The sequence below is a fragment of the Actinomycetota bacterium genome, from assembly GCA_028698215.1.
Classification (GTDB): domain Bacteria; phylum Actinomycetota; class Humimicrobiia; order Humimicrobiales; family Humimicrobiaceae; genus Halolacustris.
In genome coordinates, this window is record JAQVDY010000024.1 from 1 (window position 1) to 22,905 (window position 22,905).

Sequence of the window (22,905 nt, forward strand, 5' to 3'; positions counted from 1 at the left end):
TATAATAATAAAAAAGGAGGCAGACAATTGAAAAAGATAACCATAATAGCAATTTTATCGGCCATTGCTATCCTGGTAGCCGGATGCGGCGGCCAAGCCGGTTCTGAAACCATGGACATTGGAATCATCCAGTATGTCGAACACGTTGCCCTGGACTCAGCCCGGGAAGGGTTTGTTGATGCTTTAGCAGATAACGGCTATGTTGATGGTGAAAACATTGCCCTGGATGTGCAAAATGCACAGGCAGACCAGAGCAACCTGTCCACCATTAGCGACCGCTTTGTTAGCAACAATGTAGACCTGGTATTAGCCATAGCTACGCCTGCTGCACAGGCTATTGCCGGCAAAACAGAAGAGATACCTGTTTTGGCTACTGCTATTACTGATTTTGAGTCTGCCAAATTAGTAGATTCCAATGAAGCGCCGGGAGGCAACGTCAGCGGTACTACTGATATGAATCCTATCAAAGAGCAGATAGACTTGCTGGTAAAACTGGTACCAGATGCCCAGACGGTAGGCGTAATGTATACTTCCAATGAAGATAACTCTATTCTACAGGCAGCTATTGCTAAAGAGGCAGTAGAAGCGTTAGGCCTTACCTACACAGAGGTAACGGTTACCAACTCTAATGATGTTCAGCAGGCTGCACAGTCCCTAGTGGACCAATGTGATGCAATCTATTTGCCTACCGATAATGTAATGGCTTCTTCCATGCCCGTTATTTATGGGGTTACCGTAGAATCCAAAACACCGGTAATATGTGGTGAGTCTGGAATGGTAGAAAATGGCGGTTTAGCTACCTTGGGAATTAACTATTATGACCTTGGGTATAAAACGGGAGAGATGGCGGTTAAAATTTTGAAAGGCGAGGCAGAACCTTCTTCCATGCCTATAGAATCAGCCAGCGGTTTTGATTTTGCCATAAATGGTAAAGTAGCTGAAGAAATTGGGTTGGAGATTCCTGAAGATTTACAGGAATATGTAATGGAATATTAAACTAACAGAGTTATCCGGCATATTGCCGTTAGGTAACTGGTATTGGCAAGGGTGATACTTGTCTTATGTTGCAGATAATAATGGGAGCAGTATCTCTAGGGCTGCTCTGGGCTATCATAACTATAGGTGTATATATCACCTACCGTATTTTAGCTATTGCTGATCTAACGGTAGAGGGAAGCATAGTCACGGGAGCAGCCATAGGAGCCATATCTATTACCTATGGGATAAATCCCTTTTTGGCTGTAGGGCTGGCCTTTTTGGGAGGTTTAGGAGCAGGCCTTATAACCGGCCTGCTCCATACCAAATTAAAAATACCCTCACTTTTATCGGGAATACTTACCATGATAGCCCTGTATTCCGTCAATTTGCGCATTATGGGCAGGGCTAATGTGTCCCTGTTAAGAATGGATACAGTATATTCCGGTTTTAAGAATATGGGTCTGGATCATACCGGTTCAGTTATAGTAATAGGCCTGCTGTTTGTAGGCTGCTTGATTGGGATACTGTATTGGTTTTTTGGCACAGAGATTGGGTCTGCTATCAGGGCTACGGGAGACAATCCCCAAATGGTAAGGGCCCAGGGGATTAATACCAATACCACCATCATACTGGGTTTGATGATTAGTAATGGCCTGGTGGCCGTAGGAGGGTCATTAATTGCCCAAAGCCAGAGTTTTGCTGATGTTCAGATGGGTATTGGTTCCATAGTAATTGGATTGGCTTCCGTTATAATTGGAGAAGTTCTATTTGGAAGAAGAAACTTTTTCAGCAGGCTGGTATCATTGGTGCTGGGTGCAGTTATTTACAGGATAATTATAGCTTTGGTCCTAAAGCTGGGTATGCCTGCCAATGATTTGAAATTATTCACGGCCATAACGGTTGCTATTGCTTTAGCACTGCCGGTGTTCAGATCCTACCTTGCGCCATTAAAAAAATCCATTAAGAGGAATCAGTAATGCTGGAAGTAAAAAAGGTTACCAAAACTTTTAACAGCCGTACCATTAATGAAAAAATGGCCTTAAACAAGGTTAGCCTGGTTTTGGAGAAAGGTGATTTTGTCACTTTGATTGGAGGCAATGGTTCAGGTAAATCCACCTTGCTTAACTGTGTAGCCGGAGTCTACCCCGTAGATGAAGGATCCATAATCATTGATGGTAATGATGTGACCAATCTGGTGGAATACAAGAGGGCTGCTTTGTTGGGCAGAGTTTTTCAGGATCCCATAATGGGTACCGCTGCCAATATGGGTATTGAAGAAAATTTAGCCCTGGCCTTACGGCGGGGCAAGCGGAGGACACTGGCCTGGGGTATTAATAATAAGGAGCGTGACCAATACAGGGAAATGCTTAAAGAGCTGGAGCTGGGCCTGGAAAACAGGCTTAGTAGTAAGGTAGGGCTTCTTTCAGGGGGCCAGAGGCAGGCTCTTACCCTGTTGATGGCTACCCTTAAAAAACCAAAGCTGCTCCTACTGGATGAACATACTGCAGCCCTTGATCCCAAGACTGCTCAAAAAGTATTGGAGCTAAGTGATCAAATAATAGAGGAATCAAACCTTACTACCCTGATGGTAACCCATAATATGAGGGATGCCATTAAGCATGGAAACAGGCTGATAATGATGTATGAAGGCCAGATTATCCTTGATATAAGGGGTAAAGAAAAACAGCAGTTAACTGTAGAGGATCTGGTAAAGAGATTCGGCTCTGTCAGTGGTGAAGAATTTGCCGATGACCGGGCATTGCTTCCCTAAAATCAACTCTTTTTAAAATTTCTTAAGCTTTTAGCCTAAATATTTCAGTTATGGTTCTATTTTTTGTTTGCTCCAAATTTTATGGTATTATATGCTTTAAATTAGTAATAATTTATTATTAATTATGCAAGGGAAGGTATGACCATTAGTAAATTTTGCGTGGCCACCGATTCTGGTTGCGACCTGCCGGCTTCATTTTGTACACAGATAGGTATTGCCGCTTACCATATGAGATACAGTGTTCAGGAGCAGGAACTTACAGATCATATGGATCCTTCCCAAGTTAAATTATTCTATGAAAAGATGCGCCAGGGAGCTGTACCTAAAACCAGCCAGATAAACCCCTATGAGTTTATTCAGTTTTGGACCGGCTTATGGCAGGAACAAAATGTTCCCATAGTCCACATAAGCCTGGGAAGCGGTATATCAGGTACTTATTCTAATGCAATATTGGCTAAAAGGCTTTTCCTACAGCAATTCCCTGAAGCTGAAGTTTTTGTTGTGGATTCCACCCTGGCCTCTATTGGTTACGGCATGCTGGCCATAAAAGCTGCAGAGATGAGGGACCAAGGCAAGACTGCACCAGAATGCGTAAGCTGGCTGGAACAGAACAAAATTAATATAAACACTTACTATACTACTGATGACCTTACCTATTTATTTAGAAGCGGCAGGGTGAGCAGGACCCAAGCTATTGTAGGTAATGCTTTGAGCATAAACCCCATTCTTAACCTGGATGATAAAGGACACTTGATAGTAAGGGAAAAAACCAGGGGAAGAAAAAAAGCGGTAAGCCGTATTTATGATATAGTAACCCGTCTGGTAGTAAACCCCGGACAACAAACAGTATATATTTGCCATTCAGACTGCCCCCAGGAGGCACAGGATTTTAGCCAAAAACTAATCAGCAAAATTGGGTTTAAAGACTCTTTTATTAACTATATAGGCCCAACTATAGGCTCACATTCGGGGCCGGGGCTAATAGCCGCATTTTTCTACGGCCAGCCCAGAACTGCTTAAATTTTAGCAGGCCCTTTTTTATATTGTATATATTTGACAAAGGCCTATCTTGCCATTACTATCTTTTTGGAGCAAATGTTCAAAAATCGATTACTATTTATTTTAACCTTACCAGAGGAGAAACAATGAACCAATTTCCACCAGAAGTAGTCAAAGCCTGGGAAGACAGGGAAGGCCCTGCAATATTGGCAACTGTAGATAAAGAGGACAGGCCTAATGCAATTTATGTTACTTGTGTTTCCAAGTTTGATGGGCAGACCGTAGTGGTAGCAGATAATTATTTTGATAAAACCAAGCAAAACATACTATCTGGTTCTAAAACTACTATTTTATTTATGACCAGTGAAGGTAAATCATACCAGTTGAAAGGCTCAGTTTCCTACCACACCCAGGGGCCGGTTTTTGATGATATGAAGAAATGGAACCCTAAAAAGCATCCGGGGCATGCGGCAGCAGCAATAAAAATAGAACAGGTTTTTTCAGGGGCAAAAAAAATAATTTGACTAAAATGTGTGCTTAAGGTTTGTTGATGTGTAGTAAGAATATTGGAAAAAATAGTCAATTACCAAGCTAAATGACAATGGTATTATGCCCTTATTTACATTAAGGCGCATAATACCATAAAAGTTTCCACTAGATTAAATACGTAGCCAGAGCCTAACTCTCCCGGTAATAGGAATCATACTGCTTAGCCCAGGCCAGTGTCTTAAAATGTAATAGTCCCAGGGGAAGTCCCACGGCATAAGGCAAAAGATGGGGACGGTTGAATATGCTCCATAAAAGCAGGCTCCAGTAATAATGCCTGCCCTGTTCTTTTATTCCCAGAAACCACAACGAAGACAGCAGGCCTCGTATATGGTAAAACTTAATCTTGGGCGGCTTTACCTTTTTGGGCCTGTATTCTCTTAAAAAGGTTTTAATTCTGGCAAAATAAAACTTTGGAGAATATATGGTCTTAAGTACATCACCGTAGCCGTCTATTAAAATACTAGCCTTCATCTTAGGGATATAGTTTAAATTAGAGAGCTCGGTAGTAGAATTATTTTTGTGGTCAATATCCAGTAATCTATTATCTTTTTTTAATCTCTGGTATAGCCTGGTTTTAGGGGAAACATTAAGCAGTCCCACCATAGCTGCAACAATTCCACTTTTTTGAATAAAGTCAATCTGGTTTTGAAATACTGTATCTTTATCACTGTCAAAACCCAGTATAAATCCTGCATTAACCTCAAATCCCATATTCTGGATCTTCCTAACTGATTCCAAAAGATTCCTGTTTTTATTGTGGTATTTACCACATTCTTCCAGGCAATCAGGATCAGGGGTTTCGATACCAATAAATACAGTAGCAAAACCGGCAGCAGACATTAGTTCCATCAGCCTGGGATCATCTGAAAGATTAATTGATATCTGTGTGCTTAGTGTAAATGGATACTTCTTCCTTTTTTGCCAGGCTATTATTGATGGCAAAATTTCATTCTTGATGTATGATTTATTGCCCATGAAATTATCATCTACAAAAAATACCCCTGCCCTCCAGCCAAGGTTATATACCGAGTCAAGCTCGGCAGTTATTTGCCGGCTGTCTTTTATCCTTGGAACTCTTCCGTTTAACTGTACAACATCACAAAATTCACAGTTATAAGGGCATCCCCTGGAAAGCTGAATACACACAGAATTATAGTATTTTAAATTTATAAGGTCCCACTGGGGGATAGGAGTTTTAACTATAGGCGGAAATTCATCCATGAAATACATTCTTTTTAATTTATTGTCTTTAAGGTCTTTAACCAGCGTGTCCATGATCTCCTCAGCTTCACCTAAAACTATAGTATCAGCATCAGAAAATTCTTCCCATCCAGTGGTAAACAGGGATCCTCCGGCTATAACTTTTTTACCCATTTTGTGTATTTTATCTATAAGATAATGGGTAGATACCTTTTGCCCTATTATGGAGCTAATCATTATATGATCTGCCCATTTTATATGTTCATCCTTTAGCATAGAGCAGTTCATATCGATTACTTTCTTCTCCCATTGCTGGGGGAGCATAGCTGCTATGGTCAATAGTCCCAGAGGGGGGTAAGCAGCTTTTTTACCTAGTACTTTCAGTACTTTCTTTAGATTCCAGAAAGTGTTTTCATATTCTGGATATATAAGTAATATTTTCATTTTCCCTTCTTTATTTAAAAATTATTTTTGTAAAACAATTATGTGTTTGACGGTATAAGAAAAATGCAGCCCATCTAAATGGACTGCATTATTCCTTTAAGACTTAATATCTTCTTGAAACTCTATCGGTTCTGCTTTTCTGGGGACGGGCTTCATCTACCCTTAAGGTTCTTCCTTCAAAATCGGAACCATCCAGAGCTTCCTTTGCTTCCTTAGCTTCAGAAGTATTAGACATTTCCACAAAACCGAAACCTTTTTGCCCAATAATGGTTACATTTTTGATTTCGCCATACTTGGAAAAGAGTTTTTCGAGCTGTGAATCTTCTGTTGAATAATTAAAATTACCAACGTATAGTTTACTACTTTCCATATTTACTTACCTCCTCACATAATATTTTTCTCTAGCATCTTTAAATATTTCTTTTGGAGAGGGAGTAAATAAATAGCAAGTCCGCTCTTAATTAAAATATCACTAAACAAAAGAGAGCCTTAAGTTTATGACTAAAATAGAATAAAGTCAAATTCACTAGAATTAAAAGCAATTTAGGTAACTGTCTGCAGGGTTATGGCAACTTAAAATATGTAAGGGGCTGATACTTGGATATATTCTTTTACACCAGAGATTGTAAAAAAGACTGGTCAAGCTAGTACAGGCATCAGCTAATTTAGGGTAGCTAAGAGGCAGCTACAGCCTGCCATTTATGTATTGCCATTACTTTTGTTAAGGCTGTTATGCCAGGGAGGTAAAAATATTCTAGTAAAAATAATAATATGTTATAATTCTAATATATCAATATAAAAATATATTAAGAGGATAAAATGAAAACTAAGCTAAAACAGCAGCTTGCCTCTATTCTGGGAGACAGGGTAACCTTTAATCCCACTGAACTTATTTTTTACTCCCATGATATTGCCGCTATGCCCAATCTCATAAAGCCTTTGGTAGGCAAAACGATACCGGAGGCAGTAGCCCAGCCGGTCAGTGAGCAGGAAGTAATTGATTTGGTAAAATGGGCCAAAATAAACCGGATACCGGTCACTCCCCGGGGAAGTGCCACTTCTGGCTACGGGGGAGTACTGCCCCTGAAAGGCGGATTGGTAATAGATTTTTATCGCATGAACAAAATTATAAACATAGACCAGAGCAATAATACGGCTACTGTGCAGCCGGGGGTAATATGGGAAAAACTGGACAAGAAACTTGCTTCACACGGTCTTACTTTGCGTTTATATCCTACCAGTTACCCCGGTTCCGGGGTAGGGGGATGGCTGGCTCAAGGAGGTGCAGGAATCGGTTCTTTTGAATCTGGGTTATTTAGCAATAATGTGGTAAGCGCAAGGGTAGTGTCGGCTAAGGGAGAAGTCCGGCAGTTTAGCGGTAAGGATTTGGAAATAATATCAGAAGCTGAAGGCATTACCGGCCTTATAACCGAAGTTACCATAAAAGTCATGCCCCTGGAGGAAATGGAAATTGCTGCATACGGGTTTGATACGACTGATAGATTAGAAAAATTTTTAGAACTGGCGGTAGAAAAAAAACTGCCCTTCTGGTCCGTTCTTTTCATTAATCCCCAGATGGCCATACTAAAAAACCAGTCTCCTGCGGGACCCCATGGCAAAAATACTGAGGACAGGGTAGAGCTTCCCAACCAATATATTACCACCGTAGCTTACCGGAAAAAACATCAGCAGGAAATTGATAGGTACCTGGAAGATATTCTAAGTGCCAGCGGGGGTGAAATTCTAGACCAGCATATAGCCAGGCATGAATGGGAGAATAGGTTTAAAGTAATGGTGGTAAAAAGGATTAGTCCCAGCCTGGTTCCAGCCGAGTTTATTATCCCTGTTTCCTCCCTTAGTGATGTATTGGAGGATATAACATCCCGGGTAAAGAAACCGGTAATAAAAGAAGGCCTTCTAATCAGGGAGGGAAGGCAGGGCAAGCCAGAAGTGGTAATACTGGGTTTTATACCCAGCGACCAGAGAAAGTTTAGCTATAACTTTGTTTTTGCCTTAACCTTAACCATATTAAAGATTGCCCAAAAACATGGAGGCAGGGCCTATGCCACCGGGTTGTATTTTGCCCATAAAGCCCCACAGATTTTTGGAAAACAAAGAATGGAAAAAGTCCGCCAGTATAAGCATCAAACTGATCCCTACGGTATCTTGAATCCCCATAAGGTATTTGGAACCAGGCTGATTAATGGGATGATGAAAATTGCAGAGTTTTCGGAGCCGGCAATAAGGCCGGTAGGCAACAGTGTTGCTGTTGGAATAGGGGAAAGGCCGCATAAACCAATAAAGGGCATTCCGGCAGATGTGGCCTGGTATGCCTACAGCTGTTCCCAATGTGGATATTGTGTCCCTGAATGTGACCAGTTTTACGGCCGGGGCTGGGAAAGCCAAAGCCCCCGGGGCAGATGGTTCTGGCTAAGGGAATATATGGAAGGCCGGCAAAAATGGAACCAGCATATGGTCGATTCTTTTCTGGCTTGCACTACTTGTGAAATATGTAATCTTAAATGTTCGGTAAATCTTCCCATAGAGCCTTCTTGGATGAAGATGCGCGGAAAGTTGATTAACCGGGACCATAGGCTTACCATACCTCCTTTCGAAATGATGGCGGCTGCCTTGACCAAAGAAGGAGACATATGGGCCGGATACCGCAAGGATAGGGATAACTGGTTTCCTGGGGATCTAGTAGGTAAACATTATAATCATCAACAAAAGAAAAAAATAGCTTATTTTGCCGGGTGCACTGCCAGCTATGTTGAACCAGATATAGCCATGGCTACGGTGAGGCTGCTGGACGAAGCCCAGGTTGAATTCAATTATGTGGGCAGGCAGGAAAACTGCTGCGGCACCCCTATGCTGGTAGCAGGCAAATGGGATGTCTTTGCCCAGGCCATGAAAGATAATATAGAAGCAGTGAAAAAAATAGGGGCGGATACAGTGGTATGCTCGTGTCCGGCATGTGATATGATGTGGAGAAAGGTCTACCCCCAGTGGGCCTCTAAGCTGGGCATAAAATATGATATAAAAGCTATGCATTACAGCGAAGTAATCGCCCAGCAAATAGAAGATGGGAAGTTTTCGTTTCCTGATTCCGGAAAACCGGAAATAAAGGTGACCTGGCATGACTCCTGCCATATTGGCCGGGCTTCAGGAGTATACGACGCTCCCAGGAAGGTAATAGAAGCTATCAGCCATGCCAGCCTGGTGGAAATGGAATACAACCGGGAGCAGGCACATTGCTGCGGAAGCGTATTAACTTTGATCAAGGATCCCCCTATAGCAGCAGAAGTAGGAAAGGTGAGGCTGGATGAGGCGGTAGATGCAGGTGCAGAGCAAATACTGGCCCTATGCCCCTGTTGCCAGTTCCAGTTCAGGGTTACCAGGGACAAGAAAGGCTTACCAATTAAAATAGTAGACCTGGCCAGGTTTGCAGCTTCAGCCTTGGGTTATGATTTCCCGGATCCTGAACCGGAGGTTCAAAGACAATGGGCAGTATTTGAGGCCATGATAGCCTTAATGAGCCCTGGGGGATTTGCTGAAATAATGAAATCAATGTGGCCCCAGCTGATTGATGCCATGCCTTTCGGCCTGGGCATCATGATGAAGAAGATGGGAAAAATTCCAGGGGCATTAAAAGCCATGAAACCTTTATTCCCTGTTCTTTTCCCCAGGCTCCTGCCCCGTATGATGCCCAAGGTGATGGATACCATGCTTTCCAGGATTTCAGATCTGGTACCTATGCCTGACTATATGGCGGAACAGATGCCGGATATGATGCCCCGGATAATGGATAATCTTATGCCTCACATGATAAAGGAAGTAACCCATCTGGTATCTGATTCCATGATTGATTACCTGGCTGAAAGTTAATTGGCAGTAGCTACATTTCTGTACATCAGGTGCAGGATAATGCCCTTGGTTACTATAATTAAGAATATGGCTATAAACAGAATAATAATATAGAGGGGCTGGCCCCAAGCAAAACAAAATATGGGAAGCAAAGCCGAGCCTAAAGCGCTGCCCACCACATTGGGATTAACTTTATGCTTCTTTCTTAAAGTATATTTATAGGCAAATCCCACCGCTAAAGAAATACCGAATACAATCAAAAATATAATGGGCACCAGGTAAGCGGCAATGCCTATGGTGGTAGCTATGCCTCCACCTCCCCTAAATTTAAAAAACAGTGGCCAATTATGCCCGATTAGCACTGCCAGGGTAGCTATTACCAGAGTGATATTATCCAGCCCTAACAGCCTGGCCACCAGGGGAACCAGTATTCCTTTACCTACATCGAAAATAAAAGTAGGGATTCCTGCTTTGTAGCCAAATTGCCTGCCGGCTCCGGCTGTTCCCGGCCGGTCTATGCTGGACAGATTATCCTTTTTAAGTATCTTGGCCATGACATAAGCAAATAGGACTGAGCCTAGCAAGTAGCTGGCTATTATGTAGGCTATTTTAAAGTAAATGCTTTCTAACATATGTTAAAGAATTTTGATAATGGGTTAAGATTATAACAGATAAATGGCAAAATTATTAGTAATTATTGAAACAAATAATTGTGTTTTAGGCTCTAAATGTGTATAGTTCGATTATTATTTTCAATTCAAAGGAAATAAATGGAAAATTTATGGCTTCCTGCCCGAGATTTCTTATTCCTCTCTTTGTTTTTGGCTATAGCCATGGTGCTTAAAAACAAGATTAAAATACTGCAAAAATACCTTATACCCACCTCCATAATAGGGGGATTTATAGGCTTAATACTGGGATCTGAATTGCTGGGCTGGGTAAAGCTGGATACAGATACCCTGGGTACCCTTATTTATCATCTAATGGCCATAGGATTTATATCCCTGGCCCTTAAGGACAGGGATAAAACTTACGGCAGTAAAATGGATAACATAAATACCGGCCTGGCCATCATAACCGCTTACCTGGTGCAGGGAATACTGGGGTTCGGGATATCCCTGGCCTTGGCCTATACAATTTTACCTGGTCTTTTCCCGCCATTTGGACTGCTGCTGCCTTTGGGTTTTGCCCAGGGTCCCGGCCAGTCTTACGCTATCGGCAGAAGCTGGGAGGAGCTGGGTTTTACCAATGGGGGCAATATAGGGCTGTCAGTAGCTACCATTGGGTTTTTATGGGCCATAATATTTGGAATCCCCTTACTTAATTTTTTGGTTCGCTATAAAAAAAGGCTTAATCTGGGAGGCAGGGAATCAAAAATCAGCATAATTTTTAAAAAGAGGCAGGATATTGAAGAAAAACATACTGAAAATATTCCCAAAAAATTGTTTATAGACAGTTTAACCATACAAATCGTTCTTATCGGGCTAGTGTATTTGCTGACTTACCTGGCCCTGATGGGAATGTCTTATGCCCTCAAGCCATTGGGAAGTTATGGCGATACGGTAGCGGAACTGCTGTGGGGCTTCCACTTTGTCATAGCTACCATGATAGCCATCATAGCCAGAATATTTCTAAATTTTTTAAAACGGAAAAACTGGCTGCATATAAACTATCCTGATAACTTTATTTTACAGAGAATATCCGCCGGCTCATTTGATTATATGGTAGTGGCAGCTATTGCTGCCATTTCTATCTCTACTTTTAAACAAAATTGGATACCTATATTGATCATAACCTCGGTAGGGGGTTTAGCTACCTTGGTATACACCTATTTCCTGTGCAAAAGAATATACAAAAGCTATATGGTTGAACATATAGTGTCTTTGTTTGGAATGTGGACCGGTACTATCACCACCGGGGTGGCATTGCTGAGGGAAGTAGATCCCCATTCCCGGTCTAACGCGGCTGAAAACCTGGTATTGGGCAGCGCTGTAGCCTTGCCTCTGGGAATACCCCTCATGTTTATTCTAGGCCTGGCGGTAAGCGGGTACCGCAATGGAAACCCCATGCTGTATGTCTATGCACTGTTGATTTTTATAGTGTTCTTAGCTGTTCTTCTTTTCCTGCTGCTGTACAGAAACCGCAAGAAAAAAGCATAAATTAAATACCTCAAACAATACTAAATAATAATTAGTAATTTTTTTAAGAAGTACCTTGCATTGTATGGTACCTTATGCTATATTATAGCTACTTTATAAAAAAGGATGGGATGTGCATGGATATTCAATTAAAAAAAGGAGTCTTGGATTTGTGTGTTTTGTCCCTGCTCACCAAAAAAGACAGGTATGGCTATGAGCTGGTAAATGAAATATCGAAAACCATTACTATTTCTGAAGGGACTATATACCCCTTGCTGAGAAGGCTTAAAAGGGATGGTTATGTAACTACCTATCTGGAGGAATCTGCAGAAGGTGCCCCCAGAAAGTATTATCAGCTTACTTCTTCCGGAAAAAAGCTGGAAAAGCAATTGGAGCAGGAGTGGGTATCTTTCGTGGAAAAAGTAGGGAAATTTTTAAATGAGAGAGGTGGCAAGCAAGATGGATAAAAAGGAATTCATGGATAGGCTTTCCAAAAGCCTTAAAGGGATCTCCAGTCAGGAAAAAATGGATATACTGGGCGATATCCAGCAGCATTTTGAGATGGGGGCATCAGAAGGTAGAACTGAACAAGAACTGGCAGAATCATTGGGTAATCCAGTTATCTTGGGCAGGCAGCTTAAAGCCAATGCTTTGGTGGACATAGCAGAAAAGGATGCCTCTGCCGGCAATATAACCAAAGCGGTATTTGCCAGCCTGGGCCTGGGCCTGCTGAACCTGATATTTGTACTGGGACCCTTTATTCTGTTAGCGGGTGTATTGCTGATATTATTTGGAGCTGCTATAGCAGTAACCGCAGTGGGGATAACTGGATTTTTTGCCAGCATATTGGGGCCTTTATTCCCCCAATATTTTTCCAGTATGATTCATCCGGCAGCTGGTGCTTTTGCTTCTGCAGGTATTACCTGCATAGGCCTGATATTCTTTATAGCAGATATATATTTGGCTCGTGCTATGTATAGGGTATTTATTAAATATATTAGGTTTAATATTAGAATCATTAAAGGGAGAGGGAAAACAGATGAAATCCAAAACAACTAAATTAATAATATGGCTTGCCTCTATTATGGCTGTATGCTTTATTATAGCGGCCCTGATAATGGTTTTTGGCAATGGTTTTAGCTTGAACAGGCAGATAGTCGACCAGTCAGAATCTTTTGATGCAGCCGGCATAGAAGAGCTGGAAGTGCAAACCACCAGCACTAAAATAAATGTGCTGGAAAGCGATAGTGATCAAATCAAGGCGGTTTATCACGGGCAGCATTCTTCCACTATAAACAGGGGAGAACCCCAATTGGTTACCTACCAGTCTAAAGACAAGCTGGTTATTAGAATAGAGCAGCCCCGCGGAATATACTTTGGTATAAATATTGAGGATACGGTACTGGATGTTTATGTGCCTGCTAAAAATTTCAAATCAATTACGGTTACCAGTACTTCCGGCGCCTGTGTCATTGAACAGCTTAATACAGAAAGCTTTATCTATAAAAATGTATCCGGGAGTCTAAAGGCTAAAGGTATTTATGCCCGGGACATAAACCTGGCTTCTACTTCCGGCAGTATTGAACTGGAGGATTATGAGGGTGATGTTAATGCCAGGTCTATTTCCGGCAGGGTAATACTGCAAGGGGGAAGCTCCAATGAAAACCTGGTAGTGGACACTACCTCGGGACAGATTAAAATTTACCAGGAACAGGTAAGCAATATGGATATTAAGTCGGTATCTGGGCAAGTAGAAGTAAAAATGAACCAGGAAGCCCAGTTTTCGGTAAAGATAGCTACTATTTCTGGAAAAATAGAGAACATGTATCCAGTAACCGTAATTTCTATGGATAACTGGGGACTGGAAGGTGTAGCGGGAAGCGATGAAGCCAGTATTAAAATCAATACTACTTCTGGAAAAATAATTTTAGGTTATTAGAAAATAGTTAAATTTAAAAAAGATAAGGAGTAGGGTTTGAAAGCATTAACCAATCAGGATATGGGAAAGGGGAAAAAGCAGCTGGAAGGGATACTTGTATTGTGCTGGGTAATGTCAATATTGCTAGGTTTAGCCCTGCTTACCGGCATATTCAGGCTGCCCATGGGTTTAGGGAGAATGCCTTTTGCCCTAAATAGTATTTTGACCTGGCTGCAAACAATAATATGGCTGCCTTCCAGGCTTCTATTTTCCTGGTGGGGAGCTGGCATCTATATGGTAGAGCTGGCGGCCATATATAGCCGAAAAGCATTTGCTGTGCCCTTAGGTAGGGCGGTTCTGGTAGTAACCATGGTATTTCTATTCCCAGTGGGCACCATAGTAGGGGCCATATTGTGGAAGAGGTTGAATAATCCATCAGCCCAGGGGTACCTGAATTACTCCCAGGCTTAAAATTAGACCATCAGCTAAAAATACAGCAGCTTCTGTAAGTACAGGGGCTGCTGTATTTTATAGGGTCATAGTTTTAAAAAATTGTATTATTTATAGCCTAAATAAGGTAAAATATTTGGTTATGGTTTAGTTGGAAGAGTAATTATGGAACAGCAAAAAGCATTAATATTAAACGGAAATTTAAGAAAGCTGCTATTTAAATTCTCATTGCCGGCAATTACCGGTATGGTAATAGTGGCTCTGTACAATTTTGTCGATACCCTATTTGTTGGCAGGGGAGTAGGCCCATTGGCCATAGCCGGCCTTACGGTGGTATTGCCGGTTATGATATTCATGATAGCAGTGGGACTGCTTACCGGGGTAGGGGCTGCTTCCATTGTTTCCAGGTCCCTGGGAAAAGGAGACAGCGAAACAGCCAAGCTAGCAGCAGGTAACAGCATACTTTTAAATCTGCTGTTTAACATACCTTTAATTATTATATTTTACCTTTCCATGGACTACATACTGCAATTCTTGGGTGCATCGGCAGATGTGCTTCCCTATGCCCGGGAATACATGTCCATAATAATTGTAGGCTTTTTGTTTTATACCTTTTCCATCAATGGAAATAATTTAATCCGGGCCGAAGGAAAGCCCAGGGCCAGCATGTATGCCATGCTGATTGGAGCGGTACTAAACATAATACTGGACCCCCTGTTTATTTTTGTGTTTGATATGGGGGTAAGGGGAGCGGCCATAGCCACCGTAATAAGCCAGGTAGCCAGCTGCATTTATATATATATCTTTTTCCTTTCTAAACAAAGTATATTCCATCTGCATATAAATAAATTCAGGTTAAAGCCTGTCATAACCAGGGAAGTGTTGGCTTTGGGCACACCTTCCTTTTTGATGCAAATAATCGGCAGCATAATGTTTACCTTATTTATAAAGATAGTGCAGAGGTATGGCGGAGATGACTATGTAGCCATTACCGGTATAGGAATTAGAATAATTGACCTTATATTCATGCCCATAGTGGGAATCAGCCATGGTTTTTCTCCCATAGTGGGTTTTAACTACGGGGCAGAACTATATTTAAGGGTTAAGAAAGTATTAAAGGAAGCCTTGTTCTGGACTATTATAGTGGCCAGCCTGGGCCTGGTGTTCATGGTAGCTTTCCCGGGCTTTTTGTTGGGTTTTTTCACTGATGATCCAGAGATAATCCAAAAAGGAATAATGCCTTTAAGAATGATCGCCCTCCTGTCTCCAGTATGGAGTTTTCCCATACTGGGAAGTGCTTTTTTCCAGGCTATAGGCAAGTCCAGGCCGGCTTTGTTTATAACCCTGGGAAGGGATTTGCTGTTCTTTATACCGGCTTTGATAATTTTACCCATGCTGCTGGGGTTAACCGGGGTATGGCTCTCCTGGCCGGCTACTGACCTGGTGTCTTTTATCATCAGTTTTTCTTTAATCCGGCGGGAGGTAAAGATTATTAATTCCAAACTTGTACCCGATTTTAAAAAAGAAGGGTGAGAATAAGATGTCATCCAGAGCGGAAATGCTTAACCGCAAGGCAGCAGATGCTAAAAATAAGCCGGACCAGGTTATTGAATGCTTAAAGATAGAACCCGGATATTACATAGCGGATATAGGTTCAGGCGGCGGCTATTATAGCTTGAGGTTTGCAGAAAAAGCAGGACACCAGGGCAGGGTATATGCAGTGGATAATGATAAAGACCTTCTAGGTTATGTGGAGAAGGCTGCCAGGCAGAAAAATTTGTCACAGTTATCAGTCATATGGACCGAAACAGGAAGCCTTCCAGAAAAAGCCCTAGACCTGATTTTTTTCAGAAATGTAACCCATCATCTTGTAAACCGGGTAAATTATTTCAGCAATATGAAAAAATATTTAAAACCAGGGGGCAGGATAGCCATAATAGATTACGACCTCAGGCGCTTTTGGTTTAAACGGGACCGCCATCATTTAGCCCTACAGACAATTCTATCAGAAATGAAGCAGGCGGGTTTTAATTTGGTAGGGGAACATCAATTTTTAGACCGGCAGCATTTTACCATTTATGCTTTGTCCCGATCACTTCAGCCAAGCCTCAAAACGTTTTAAAAACTTATCTACTTTGGGGCCCACCACTGCCTGGCAATAGGGTTGACTAAAATTATTTAAAAAATACTGGTGATGGTATTTTTCTGCAGGGTAAAATGTTTCCAAGGGCTTTATTTCAGTTACCAAATCACGGCTGAATGTTTTTTCTTTCTTCAGCTGGTTAATATAATCGCCGGCCTGCTGCATCTGTTCCGGGGAAAGGGTGAGTATGATGGAGCGGTACTGGCTGCCTACATCATTTCCCTGCCGGTTAAGGGTAGTGGGATCATGGATAAAGAAAAAAACTTCTAACAGCTGCCGGTAGTTGATTAACTGGGGATCATATTCTACCTGAACTACCTCCGCATGCCCGGTCTCTCCGCTGCATACCTGGTGATAATCAGGTTGGAGGCTATGTCCGCCGGCGTAACCGGGAACAACCCTAATAACTCCCTTAAGTTTAGGAAACACTGCTTCCAGGCACCAGAAACAGCCTCCTCCCAATACTGCTTTTTCCATGTTTTCAATTATCCTTTCTGTATCTTATGGGTTTAATTTTACTGCAAGCGGTAAGAAAAATAAATACTACTAAATCTATAGAATCTATAATTATTAATTGACATAATGATACAGAATTAGTATCATTTAAAATAGTTGTAATATAAAATTTGCCTGTATTATCTATAAAGGAAAAGAGGAGCCATGAATGACAAGAAAGAAAGTATAAAAAAGATGATAGAAAGGCTGCACCAGGGTGAAGACCCTTTGCAGCTAAAGGATGAGTTTGAAAAAATCATGCAAGGCATTGACGCTATGGACATTGCTTACATGGAAAAGGAGCTCCTAAAAGAGGGAATGAAAGAAGAGGAGATAAAGAAATTATGCGACGTGCATCTACTGGTATTTGAAAACAACCTAGAGGCCCCTAAGGAGCTGAATAAAAACCATCCGGTATCCATACTGGCTGCCGAGCACCAACACATATTAAAATTTACAGAAACATTAGGCAGCGTGGTACAAGACTTAAACCAGGCATCAGCCTTTAATCAGGTATCTGAACAGCTTGGCCGTTTGGAGCATATTGCACAACACCTGGTGGAAGCCAATCTTCATCATCAACGGGAAGAAGAGGTGCTTTTTCCTTATCTTAGAAAAAAAGGGGTAGGGGAGCCTGCTGATATAATGCTGTCAGAACATGGGATTCTAAAGCCGGCAAAAAGGGAACTTCTTCAGCTGGTAAAAAGCTACCAGGATTACAGCTGGCTGCAATTTTTACAAAAATTAAATAAACTGGCAGCTACCATAACCAACATGCTGCCTGCACATATCTATAAGGAAGACCATATCCTGTATCCCCTGGCATTAAAAGTGGTTCCAGGCGAAGCATGGAAAGATATGAAGAATGATTTTGACCGTATAGGCTATTGCTGTTTTACTCCCCATCAGCCTGCCCAACAGATTTAAGGGGCCGCCTTGATGAGGATTGCCCCTGCTGGTAAAGCAGCTGGCCGCAGGCGGCAGCAATAGAAGTACCCAGCCTGTATCGCTGGGTAGCCTGGATACGGTTTCGGGAAAGTATTTCTTTAAAGGCGGAAATGGCCTGTTGGCTGGGAGCACTTAACTGGCCCCCGCCATTGTAGGGAATAAGGTTAACCACAGCCAGCAGGCCATTTAGAAGACTGGCTAGCTGGCTTGCTTGCCGGGGGCTGTCGTTTAAGCCTTTTATCATTACGTATTCGAACATTACTTTCCTACGGGTAAGGCTAATATATTGTTCTACTGCTTCCATTAATTCCGGCAGGGGATATTTTTTATTTACAGGCATTATTTTAGATCTCAGCTCATTGGTGGGAGCATTAAGGGAGATAGCCAGGTTTACCTGCAGGCCCAGATGGGATAACTCTTTAATTTTTGGCGTAATGCCTGCTGTAGAAACCGAAATTTTCCTGGCGCTAAGGCCAAATTTATCTGGATGGTTTAAAATTTTTATGGCTTCTATCACCTGGCTGTAATTCAGCAAGGGTTCACCCATGCCCATAAAGACCACATTGCTTACAGTTTGCTCCTGCTCCTTGAGCAGGCGAAAAAAATAAAGGACTTGGTCGGTTATCTCCTGTGCAGTTAGATTTCGGTTAAAGCCCAGTTTGCCGGTATGGCAGAACAGGCAGTCCAGCGGGCAGCCCACCTGGGAAGATACGCATACTGTATTTCTATGTTTATGCCTTAAACATACCGATTCAATACTCAGGCCGTCATCAAGGCCTATAACTGCTTTAAGGGCTCCTCCCGTGTTTATGGGCTCTGCCTTAATATCCAAAGGTACCTTCTCTTGAAGTTCCTGCCTTAAATTTTTAGGAAGGCTGGAAGCCTGGGCCCAATCGCTTACCAACAGCTTATACACAGCCTGTTGGGCCTGCTTTATTCTGTAAGGCGGTTGATTATCTAATACCTGCCCTAATAATGTTTCCCTGGACTCCATACTATGGCAAAAATAAAATATAATTATTGATGATAAAATTCTATAACATAATTGCTTAAATTTATAATGCTTCTATACATAAGCCTCCAACTTGTATAAAATTTCTAATTAATGAATAAGAGATTAATCATAGTATTGCTAATTATGCTATGTTCTTTCTGGGGCCTGAAAGAGCTTTATGCCCAGCCTGAAGCTGTCCAGAAAGTTTATTTTTTTTATTCTGAAGAATGTGATGTATGCCAGGTCCAGCTGGAAGAAGTTAAAGCTATGGCGGAGGACAGCAATTCATTTTCATTGGCTACTTATGAAATAAGCACCAATAGAGAAAACCTGGAGCTGCTGTTCTACCTTTTGGACCGCTTTGCCCCCCATAATTTTGATTTCAGTATACCGGTGGTATTTATTGGCAGCCAGGCCCTAATAGGGGAGCAGGATATAGGAAATAGCCTGGAAATTTATTTAAACCAGCCTGATGCACAGTTTTCAGATGCCACGGAAGAAGCCGTAAACCAATTTTGGCAAAGTAAAAACCAAAACCAGGATACTGCCCAAAAATTCCTTACTATCCCTGCGGTTATAGGGGCTGCTGCCATTGATTCCATTAATCCCTGCGCTATTGCCATTATCCTGTTTTTAATCAGCTCCCTTTTCCTTAGCGCTGACCGCAAGAAAGTTCTAATATACGGCTCAATTTATATTGGTACCATTTTTTTAGTTTATCTGGGCCTGGGGCTAGGGTTTATCTATTTTTTAAAATCAATAAACATTTCTTCACTATTTTTTGTAGTAGTAGGGGCTTTACTTATCTTGGCCGGGCTGCTCAGCCTGAAAGATTATTTCTGGTATGGCAAAGGCCCCAGCCTGGGTTTGCCAGGGCCTATAAAACAATCTATCCAGCATCATATAGAGAAAGCCACGGTAGCTTCTGTAATAACGGTGGGCATACTGATAAGTATTTTTGAGTCGACCTGCAGCGGGGCCATATATTTAGGGATTTTATCCCTGGTATCCAGCAGGGGACTGGATGCCAGGCTAATGGGCTTGCTGCTGCTTTATAATTTTATCTTTGTACTGCCCTTAATTGTTATAATGGTTGCCTTTTATTTTGGCTTTCCAGTTAAAAAAATCAACCGCTGGCTGATACAAAAAAAGCGCAAAGCATATAGACTGATAACCGGTATTGTATTAATATCATTAGGTATGTACCTTATTATTTATTTTCAATTGGCAACATGAGGATATGGCTGAGTTTGAGTTTAATGGTGTTTATGCTGGCTGCTGTATTTAAAGGCTGTGATAACCAGGCGTTGGATCCAGCTGAGCAGCCGGGGAGCTTTAACCAGGCCCAAGAAGAGTTAACCGCTGAAAATTCCAGCCAGGGCATAGTGGTGATAACTGTGGACCAGGCTTACCGGATATTTACTGAAAACAAGGGCCAGTACCTGTTTGTGGATGTGCGTTCCGAGCAGGAATTTGCCGATGGCCACATAGAAGGCGCCCTTAATATTCCGGTTTCCCAAATTGAAGATAACCTGTCTTTATTTAAGGATAAACAGTATATAATAGTTTATTGCAACGGCTCCACCTGTGACCGCAGCGGCCATGCCGCTAAAATTTTGGTTGAGAACAAAATTAAACCGGTATATGACATAGGCGGCGGCGGAATTATGGAATGGATGTACAAGGAGTACCCTTATATAACAGAAAGCCAGTAATGATTATCAGAAAGATTTTGTTTTGGTGGGAGCTTCCCCAGCTACTGCTGGGAGCTATTATATATTTAGCCCAAAAAAAGAATATAAGCAGGGTGGGCAGGTACCGCCAGGCCCAGGTGTTTAAGGGTGCCGGATTCAGGGGAGCAATATCCTTGTCCTGGCTTATCTTTCTGGGTACTGATGCCGATGATGAGCGGCTGGTAAAGCATGAATACGGCCATAGCCTGCAGTCATTGTTTTTGGGATGGCTTTACCTGCCTTTGGTAGGCTTGCCATCACTTATCAGGTCCAGCATCTGGAGAAGCAGCCGCCGGGAGACATCCCAGTATTTTAAGCGTTTTCCTGAAAATTGGGCAGACAGGCTGGGGAAAGCTGATAGAAGTTCTTGCCGCCGCAAGATTTAATTATCTCTTGTCCTCTATCCTTTGCAGGCGCAGGCGGTTATGGCGCTGTAAAAGGATGCAGGGAATATTAGCCAGTAGGGCATAAGCTATCATTATCAGGCCCACCCACCATTGATTCCATAGAAAAAACACCGGCACCGGCAATATTTGCAGCCAATGGGTAAGCTCAGCCCTTTTGGTTTCATTTAAAAATTGGCTTAGATAAGGGGAGCTTTTTTGGGCAAGCTTTTTCTTGGCAAAACCTCTTTTAAACAGGGTTCCTCCATCGGGAATGAATTTCTTCCAGGATTTTACCTTAAAAATCTTATGATATACTTCTTTATTTATCTCCCAGGAAGTTATCTTAAACCAACCCTGCCTGCCGGAAAAAAAGCTTAGGGGAATCAGGCTGCACAGGTAAGATATGCCCAGGTGTATTACCAGCCAGGCTATTATGTTTAAAGATATAAGCCAGAAATGTGAAGGAAAAAATACCCTTATATTGCCCTCCTTAATTTACTTTAACCTTACGGTTCTTCCAGCTGATCTTTTTGCCCAGTATCATCATTATTATGGACCACATGAAAATAGCTATAAAAAATACTAAAAATACGGGATACAATATTCCTGCTGTTATATGGAAGTTGCCTATTTTCCGGGCCATCCATATGGTCTGGGCTCCATAGGCGAGATAAAATCCAATCCCTGCAGCCAGAATCCAAATATTCTGGCTGGAGGCTGCTTCACTTATAGCAGTAGCCGGAAAAAAGGCCGCTGATATCCATAACACCACCAGTATAATATTTATAATGGAAGTAGCTTTGGCTCCAGTGCTAAATCCTTTGGCAAAGCCATTAACCAATTCCTTTAACCCCTGGGGATACATCCTAAAGGAAATGGTGCCCTTGCCTCCCAGGCAGGTAAGGGGAATACCAGCCTTGACTATTTTTTGACCCAGGGCCAGATCCTCCAGCACCCGGTCCCTGGTGTGCTTATGACCTCCCAGCTTGTAATAGGTTTCCCTTTCTATCAGCAGGCAGGGACCAAAAGCCCCTATGGGTTTGATTTTTTTCTGCAGGGGTGTAAACACTCCCATAGAAGACATCAATACCAGGTTGAAATAAATAGCAAAGTTTTCATAAAAACGTTTTATGGCATGATAGGGCTGAATGCTTAATACCCCTCCGTATTTTTGCCGGCAGGCTAATATTTTTTCCAGACCCTGGCCCTCAAACCATGTATCTGCATCCAGAAACATAAATAACTGCCCCCGGGCAGCCTTGGCTCCCGTATAGCAGGCCAAAGATTTTCCCATCCATCCAGAAATATCATTTTTAATTCTAATTACCCTGGCTCCATAACCTGTGGCAACATCGCCGGTACCATCTTCAGAATTATCATCAATAACCAAGACCTCTAAAGGTTTTATATTCTGTGCCTTAATGGATTTCAACAATTTGGGCAGGTTGTGCTGTTCATTACGGGCGGGAATAATTATAGACAGCAAAGGTGTCTCCGGTCCAGGTAGATTTTGCTGGCAGCCGCTGACCCGGTAAAGAAGCCAAAAACCGGTCAACCAGAAAACTATTCTAACTGCAAGGTTTACTAAAAAAATTCATACTCCCCTCATGGCAACGATAATTAGTTAAATTTTAATTTGAAGCAGGGTAAAAGTAAATGGGGCCGGAGTTAGTTTTTTGGTGCCGGTAAGCAGGCATTTGGGGGATAACTTACATAAAAAAAGGGCACCAATTGGTGCCCTTTTAATATTTGAGTATTACATCATTGGCGGCATTCCGCCCCCGCCCGGCATGGCCGGTGCCTTCTCAGGCTCTGGCTTTTCCGCTACCACTACCTCGGTGGTAAGCAGCAGGGCAGCAATGGATGCTGCGTTCTGCAGGGCTGAACGGGTTACC

General features: G+C 42.2%; 24 protein-coding genes. 17 read left to right on the forward strand and 7 right to left on the reverse strand.

Annotated elements, in window-relative coordinates:
* Window positions 1-27 precede the first annotated feature (27 nt).
* The 5 genes from PHN32_07120 (at window position 28) to PHN32_07140 (ending at window position 4,272) form a co-directional block, all read left to right on the forward strand.
* Entirely contained in the window at window positions 28-996 is a 969-nt protein-coding gene (locus tag PHN32_07120) for an ABC transporter substrate-binding protein (GenBank protein MDD3777360.1), read from the forward strand.
* A gap of 65 nt (window positions 997-1,061) precedes the next feature.
* A complete protein-coding gene (locus PHN32_07125) occupies window positions 1,062-1,955 on the forward strand; it encodes an ABC transporter permease (protein MDD3777361.1) in 894 nt (297 codons plus the stop codon).
* A complete protein-coding gene (locus PHN32_07130) occupies window positions 1,955-2,749 on the forward strand; it encodes an ATP-binding cassette domain-containing protein (protein ID MDD3777362.1) in 795 nt (264 codons plus the stop codon). Before PHN32_07125 ends, PHN32_07130 begins: the two co-directional genes overlap by 1 nt.
* A gap of 138 nt (window positions 2,750-2,887) precedes the next feature.
* Window positions 2,888-3,769 (forward strand): DegV family protein, encoded by an 882-nt coding sequence (locus tag PHN32_07135; protein MDD3777363.1) that lies wholly within the window; start codon window positions 2,888-2,890, stop codon window positions 3,767-3,769.
* 125 nt (window positions 3,770-3,894) lie between these two features.
* Window positions 3,895-4,272 (forward strand): pyridoxamine 5'-phosphate oxidase family protein, encoded by a 378-nt coding sequence (locus PHN32_07140; protein ID MDD3777364.1) that lies wholly within the window; start codon window positions 3,895-3,897, stop codon window positions 4,270-4,272.
* Window positions 4,273-4,426: 154 nt separating this feature from the next.
* Here PHN32_07140 and PHN32_07145 read toward each other — a convergent pair whose 3' ends face one another.
* Window positions 4,427-5,941, reverse strand: coding sequence for a radical SAM protein (locus tag PHN32_07145; protein ID MDD3777365.1), 1,515 nt, complete (start codon window positions 5,939-5,941; stop codon window positions 4,427-4,429).
* Between the two features lie 103 nt (window positions 5,942-6,044).
* Complete coding sequence (locus PHN32_07150) at window positions 6,045-6,311, reverse strand: RNA-binding protein (protein MDD3777366.1); 267 nt, start codon at window positions 6,309-6,311, stop codon at window positions 6,045-6,047.
* 449 nt (window positions 6,312-6,760) lie between these two features.
* Between PHN32_07150 and PHN32_07155 the strand changes: the two genes are divergently transcribed.
* The gene (locus PHN32_07155) at window positions 6,761-9,826 is read left to right on the forward strand and encodes an FAD-binding and (Fe-S)-binding domain-containing protein (GenBank protein ID MDD3777367.1); all 3,066 of its coding nucleotides are present in this window, start codon (window positions 6,761-6,763) and stop codon (window positions 9,824-9,826) included.
* Here the strand turns inward: PHN32_07155 and PHN32_07160 are convergent.
* Window positions 9,823-10,437 (reverse strand): glycerol-3-phosphate acyltransferase, encoded by a 615-nt coding sequence (locus tag PHN32_07160; protein MDD3777368.1) that lies wholly within the window; start codon window positions 10,435-10,437, stop codon window positions 9,823-9,825. The genes PHN32_07155 and PHN32_07160 overlap by 4 nt on opposite strands.
* A 138-nt stretch (window positions 10,438-10,575) precedes the next feature.
* Here PHN32_07160 and PHN32_07165 point away from each other — a divergent pair, with 138 nt between their 5' ends.
* From PHN32_07165 to PHN32_07195, 7 genes are all read left to right on the forward strand, one after another.
* Entirely contained in the window at window positions 10,576-11,964 is a 1,389-nt protein-coding gene (locus PHN32_07165; GenBank protein ID MDD3777369.1) for a sodium/glutamate symporter, read from the forward strand.
* Between the two features lie 116 nt (window positions 11,965-12,080).
* The gene (locus PHN32_07170) at window positions 12,081-12,410 is read left to right on the forward strand and encodes a PadR family transcriptional regulator (protein ID MDD3777370.1); all 330 of its coding nucleotides are present in this window, start codon (window positions 12,081-12,083) and stop codon (window positions 12,408-12,410) included.
* Window positions 12,382-13,002: a DUF1700 domain-containing protein gene (locus tag PHN32_07175; protein ID MDD3777371.1), complete on the forward strand. Its 621-nt coding sequence runs from the start codon at window positions 12,382-12,384 to the stop codon at window positions 13,000-13,002. The genes PHN32_07170 and PHN32_07175 overlap by 29 nt, the downstream gene beginning before the upstream one ends.
* Window positions 12,983-13,882 carry a DUF4097 family beta strand repeat-containing protein gene (locus tag PHN32_07180; protein ID MDD3777372.1) on the forward strand — a complete coding sequence of 300 codons (900 nt, stop codon included), beginning with the start codon at window positions 12,983-12,985 and terminating at the stop codon, window positions 13,880-13,882. The genes PHN32_07175 and PHN32_07180 overlap by 20 nt, the downstream gene beginning before the upstream one ends.
* Before the next feature lie 36 nt (window positions 13,883-13,918).
* Window positions 13,919-14,332: a hypothetical protein gene (locus tag PHN32_07185; protein MDD3777373.1), complete on the forward strand. Its 414-nt coding sequence runs from the start codon at window positions 13,919-13,921 to the stop codon at window positions 14,330-14,332.
* A 144-nt stretch (window positions 14,333-14,476) separates the two neighbouring features.
* Window positions 14,477-15,844, forward strand: a complete 1,368-nt coding sequence (locus PHN32_07190; GenBank protein ID MDD3777374.1) for an MATE family efflux transporter — start codon at window positions 14,477-14,479, stop codon at window positions 15,842-15,844.
* Between the two features lie 7 nt (window positions 15,845-15,851).
* Entirely contained in the window at window positions 15,852-16,433 is a 582-nt protein-coding gene (locus PHN32_07195) for a methyltransferase domain-containing protein (protein MDD3777375.1), read from the forward strand.
* On the opposite strand, the gene msrA is transcribed toward PHN32_07195, so the two are convergent.
* Complete coding sequence (msrA, locus tag PHN32_07200) at window positions 16,404-16,931, reverse strand: peptide-methionine (S)-S-oxide reductase MsrA (GenBank protein MDD3777376.1); 528 nt, start codon at window positions 16,929-16,931, stop codon at window positions 16,404-16,406. The genes PHN32_07195 and msrA overlap by 30 nt on opposite strands.
* Window positions 16,932-17,114: 183 nt before the next feature.
* Here msrA and PHN32_07205 point away from each other — a divergent pair, with 183 nt between their 5' ends.
* Window positions 17,115-17,876, forward strand: a complete 762-nt coding sequence (locus PHN32_07205; GenBank protein ID MDD3777377.1) for a DUF438 domain-containing protein — start codon at window positions 17,115-17,117, stop codon at window positions 17,874-17,876.
* Here PHN32_07205 and rlmN read toward each other — a convergent pair.
* A complete protein-coding gene (rlmN, locus tag PHN32_07210; GenBank protein MDD3777378.1) occupies window positions 17,845-18,891 on the reverse strand; it encodes a 23S rRNA (adenine(2503)-C(2))-methyltransferase RlmN in 1,047 nt (348 codons plus the stop codon). The genes PHN32_07205 and rlmN overlap by 32 nt on opposite strands.
* 111 nt (window positions 18,892-19,002) lie before the next feature.
* Here rlmN and PHN32_07215 point away from each other — a divergent pair, with 111 nt between their 5' ends.
* The 3 genes from PHN32_07215 to PHN32_07225 are packed head-to-tail and all read left to right on the forward strand — an operon-like array spanning window position 19,003 to window position 21,010.
* A complete protein-coding gene (locus tag PHN32_07215; protein MDD3777379.1) occupies window positions 19,003-20,127 on the forward strand; it encodes a cytochrome c biogenesis protein CcdA in 1,125 nt (374 codons plus the stop codon).
* A gap of 23 nt (window positions 20,128-20,150) precedes the next feature.
* On the forward strand, window positions 20,151-20,606 hold the full coding sequence (locus PHN32_07220; protein ID MDD3777380.1) for a rhodanese-like domain-containing protein: 456 nt from the start codon (window positions 20,151-20,153) through the stop codon (window positions 20,604-20,606).
* Window positions 20,606-21,010 (forward strand): hypothetical protein, encoded by a 405-nt coding sequence (locus PHN32_07225; GenBank protein ID MDD3777381.1) that lies wholly within the window; start codon window positions 20,606-20,608, stop codon window positions 21,008-21,010. The genes PHN32_07220 and PHN32_07225 overlap by 1 nt, the downstream gene beginning before the upstream one ends.
* Here PHN32_07225 and PHN32_07230 read toward each other — a convergent pair whose 3' ends face one another.
* Both PHN32_07230 and PHN32_07235 read right to left on the reverse strand, forming a co-directional pair.
* The gene (locus tag PHN32_07230; protein ID MDD3777382.1) at window positions 21,011-21,352 is read right to left on the reverse strand and encodes a glycosyl-4,4'-diaponeurosporenoate acyltransferase; all 342 of its coding nucleotides are present in this window, start codon (window positions 21,350-21,352) and stop codon (window positions 21,011-21,013) included.
* 148 nt (window positions 21,353-21,500) lie between these two features.
* Complete coding sequence (locus PHN32_07235; protein MDD3777383.1) at window positions 21,501-22,565, reverse strand: glycosyltransferase family 2 protein; 1,065 nt, start codon at window positions 22,563-22,565, stop codon at window positions 21,501-21,503.
* Between the last annotated feature and the right edge of the window lie 340 nt (window positions 22,566-22,905).

Coding starts and splice junctions, on each gene's coding strand:
- PHN32_07225 (MDD3777381.1), top strand. CDS start 20,606: ATGATTATCAGAAAGATTTTGTTTTGGTGGGAGCTTCCCCAGCTACTG.
- PHN32_07125 (MDD3777361.1), top strand. CDS start 1,062: ATGTTGCAGATAATAATGGGAGCAGTATCTCTAGGGCTGCTCTGGGCT.
- PHN32_07130 (MDD3777362.1), top strand. CDS start 1,955: ATGCTGGAAGTAAAAAAGGTTACCAAAACTTTTAACAGCCGTACCATT.
- PHN32_07220 (MDD3777380.1), top strand. CDS start 20,151: ATGGTGTTTATGCTGGCTGCTGTATTTAAAGGCTGTGATAACCAGGCG.
- PHN32_07155 (MDD3777367.1), top strand. CDS start 6,761: ATGAAAACTAAGCTAAAACAGCAGCTTGCCTCTATTCTGGGAGACAGG.
- PHN32_07145 (MDD3777365.1), bottom strand. CDS start 5,941: ATGAAAATATTACTTATATATCCAGAATATGAAAACACTTTCTGGAAT.
- PHN32_07195 (MDD3777375.1), top strand. CDS start 15,852: ATGTCATCCAGAGCGGAAATGCTTAACCGCAAGGCAGCAGATGCTAAA.
- PHN32_07150 (MDD3777366.1), bottom strand. CDS start 6,311: ATGGAAAGTAGTAAACTATACGTTGGTAATTTTAATTATTCAACAGAA.
- PHN32_07175 (MDD3777371.1), top strand. CDS start 12,382: ATGAGAGAGGTGGCAAGCAAGATGGATAAAAAGGAATTCATGGATAGG.
- PHN32_07160 (MDD3777368.1), bottom strand. CDS start 10,437: ATGTTAGAAAGCATTTACTTTAAAATAGCCTACATAATAGCCAGCTAC.
- PHN32_07165 (MDD3777369.1), top strand. CDS start 10,576: ATGGAAAATTTATGGCTTCCTGCCCGAGATTTCTTATTCCTCTCTTTG.
- PHN32_07205 (MDD3777377.1), top strand. CDS start 17,115: ATGAATGACAAGAAAGAAAGTATAAAAAAGATGATAGAAAGGCTGCAC.
- PHN32_07135 (MDD3777363.1), top strand. CDS start 2,888: ATGACCATTAGTAAATTTTGCGTGGCCACCGATTCTGGTTGCGACCTG.
- rlmN (MDD3777378.1), bottom strand. CDS start 18,891: ATGGAGTCCAGGGAAACATTATTAGGGCAGGTATTAGATAATCAACCG.
- PHN32_07170 (MDD3777370.1), top strand. CDS start 12,081: ATGGATATTCAATTAAAAAAAGGAGTCTTGGATTTGTGTGTTTTGTCC.
- PHN32_07190 (MDD3777374.1), top strand. CDS start 14,477: ATGGAACAGCAAAAAGCATTAATATTAAACGGAAATTTAAGAAAGCTG.
- msrA (MDD3777376.1), bottom strand. CDS start 16,931: ATGGAAAAAGCAGTATTGGGAGGAGGCTGTTTCTGGTGCCTGGAAGCA.
- PHN32_07215 (MDD3777379.1), top strand. CDS start 19,003: ATGAATAAGAGATTAATCATAGTATTGCTAATTATGCTATGTTCTTTC.
- PHN32_07180 (MDD3777372.1), top strand. CDS start 12,983: ATGAAATCCAAAACAACTAAATTAATAATATGGCTTGCCTCTATTATG.
- PHN32_07140 (MDD3777364.1), top strand. CDS start 3,895: ATGAACCAATTTCCACCAGAAGTAGTCAAAGCCTGGGAAGACAGGGAA.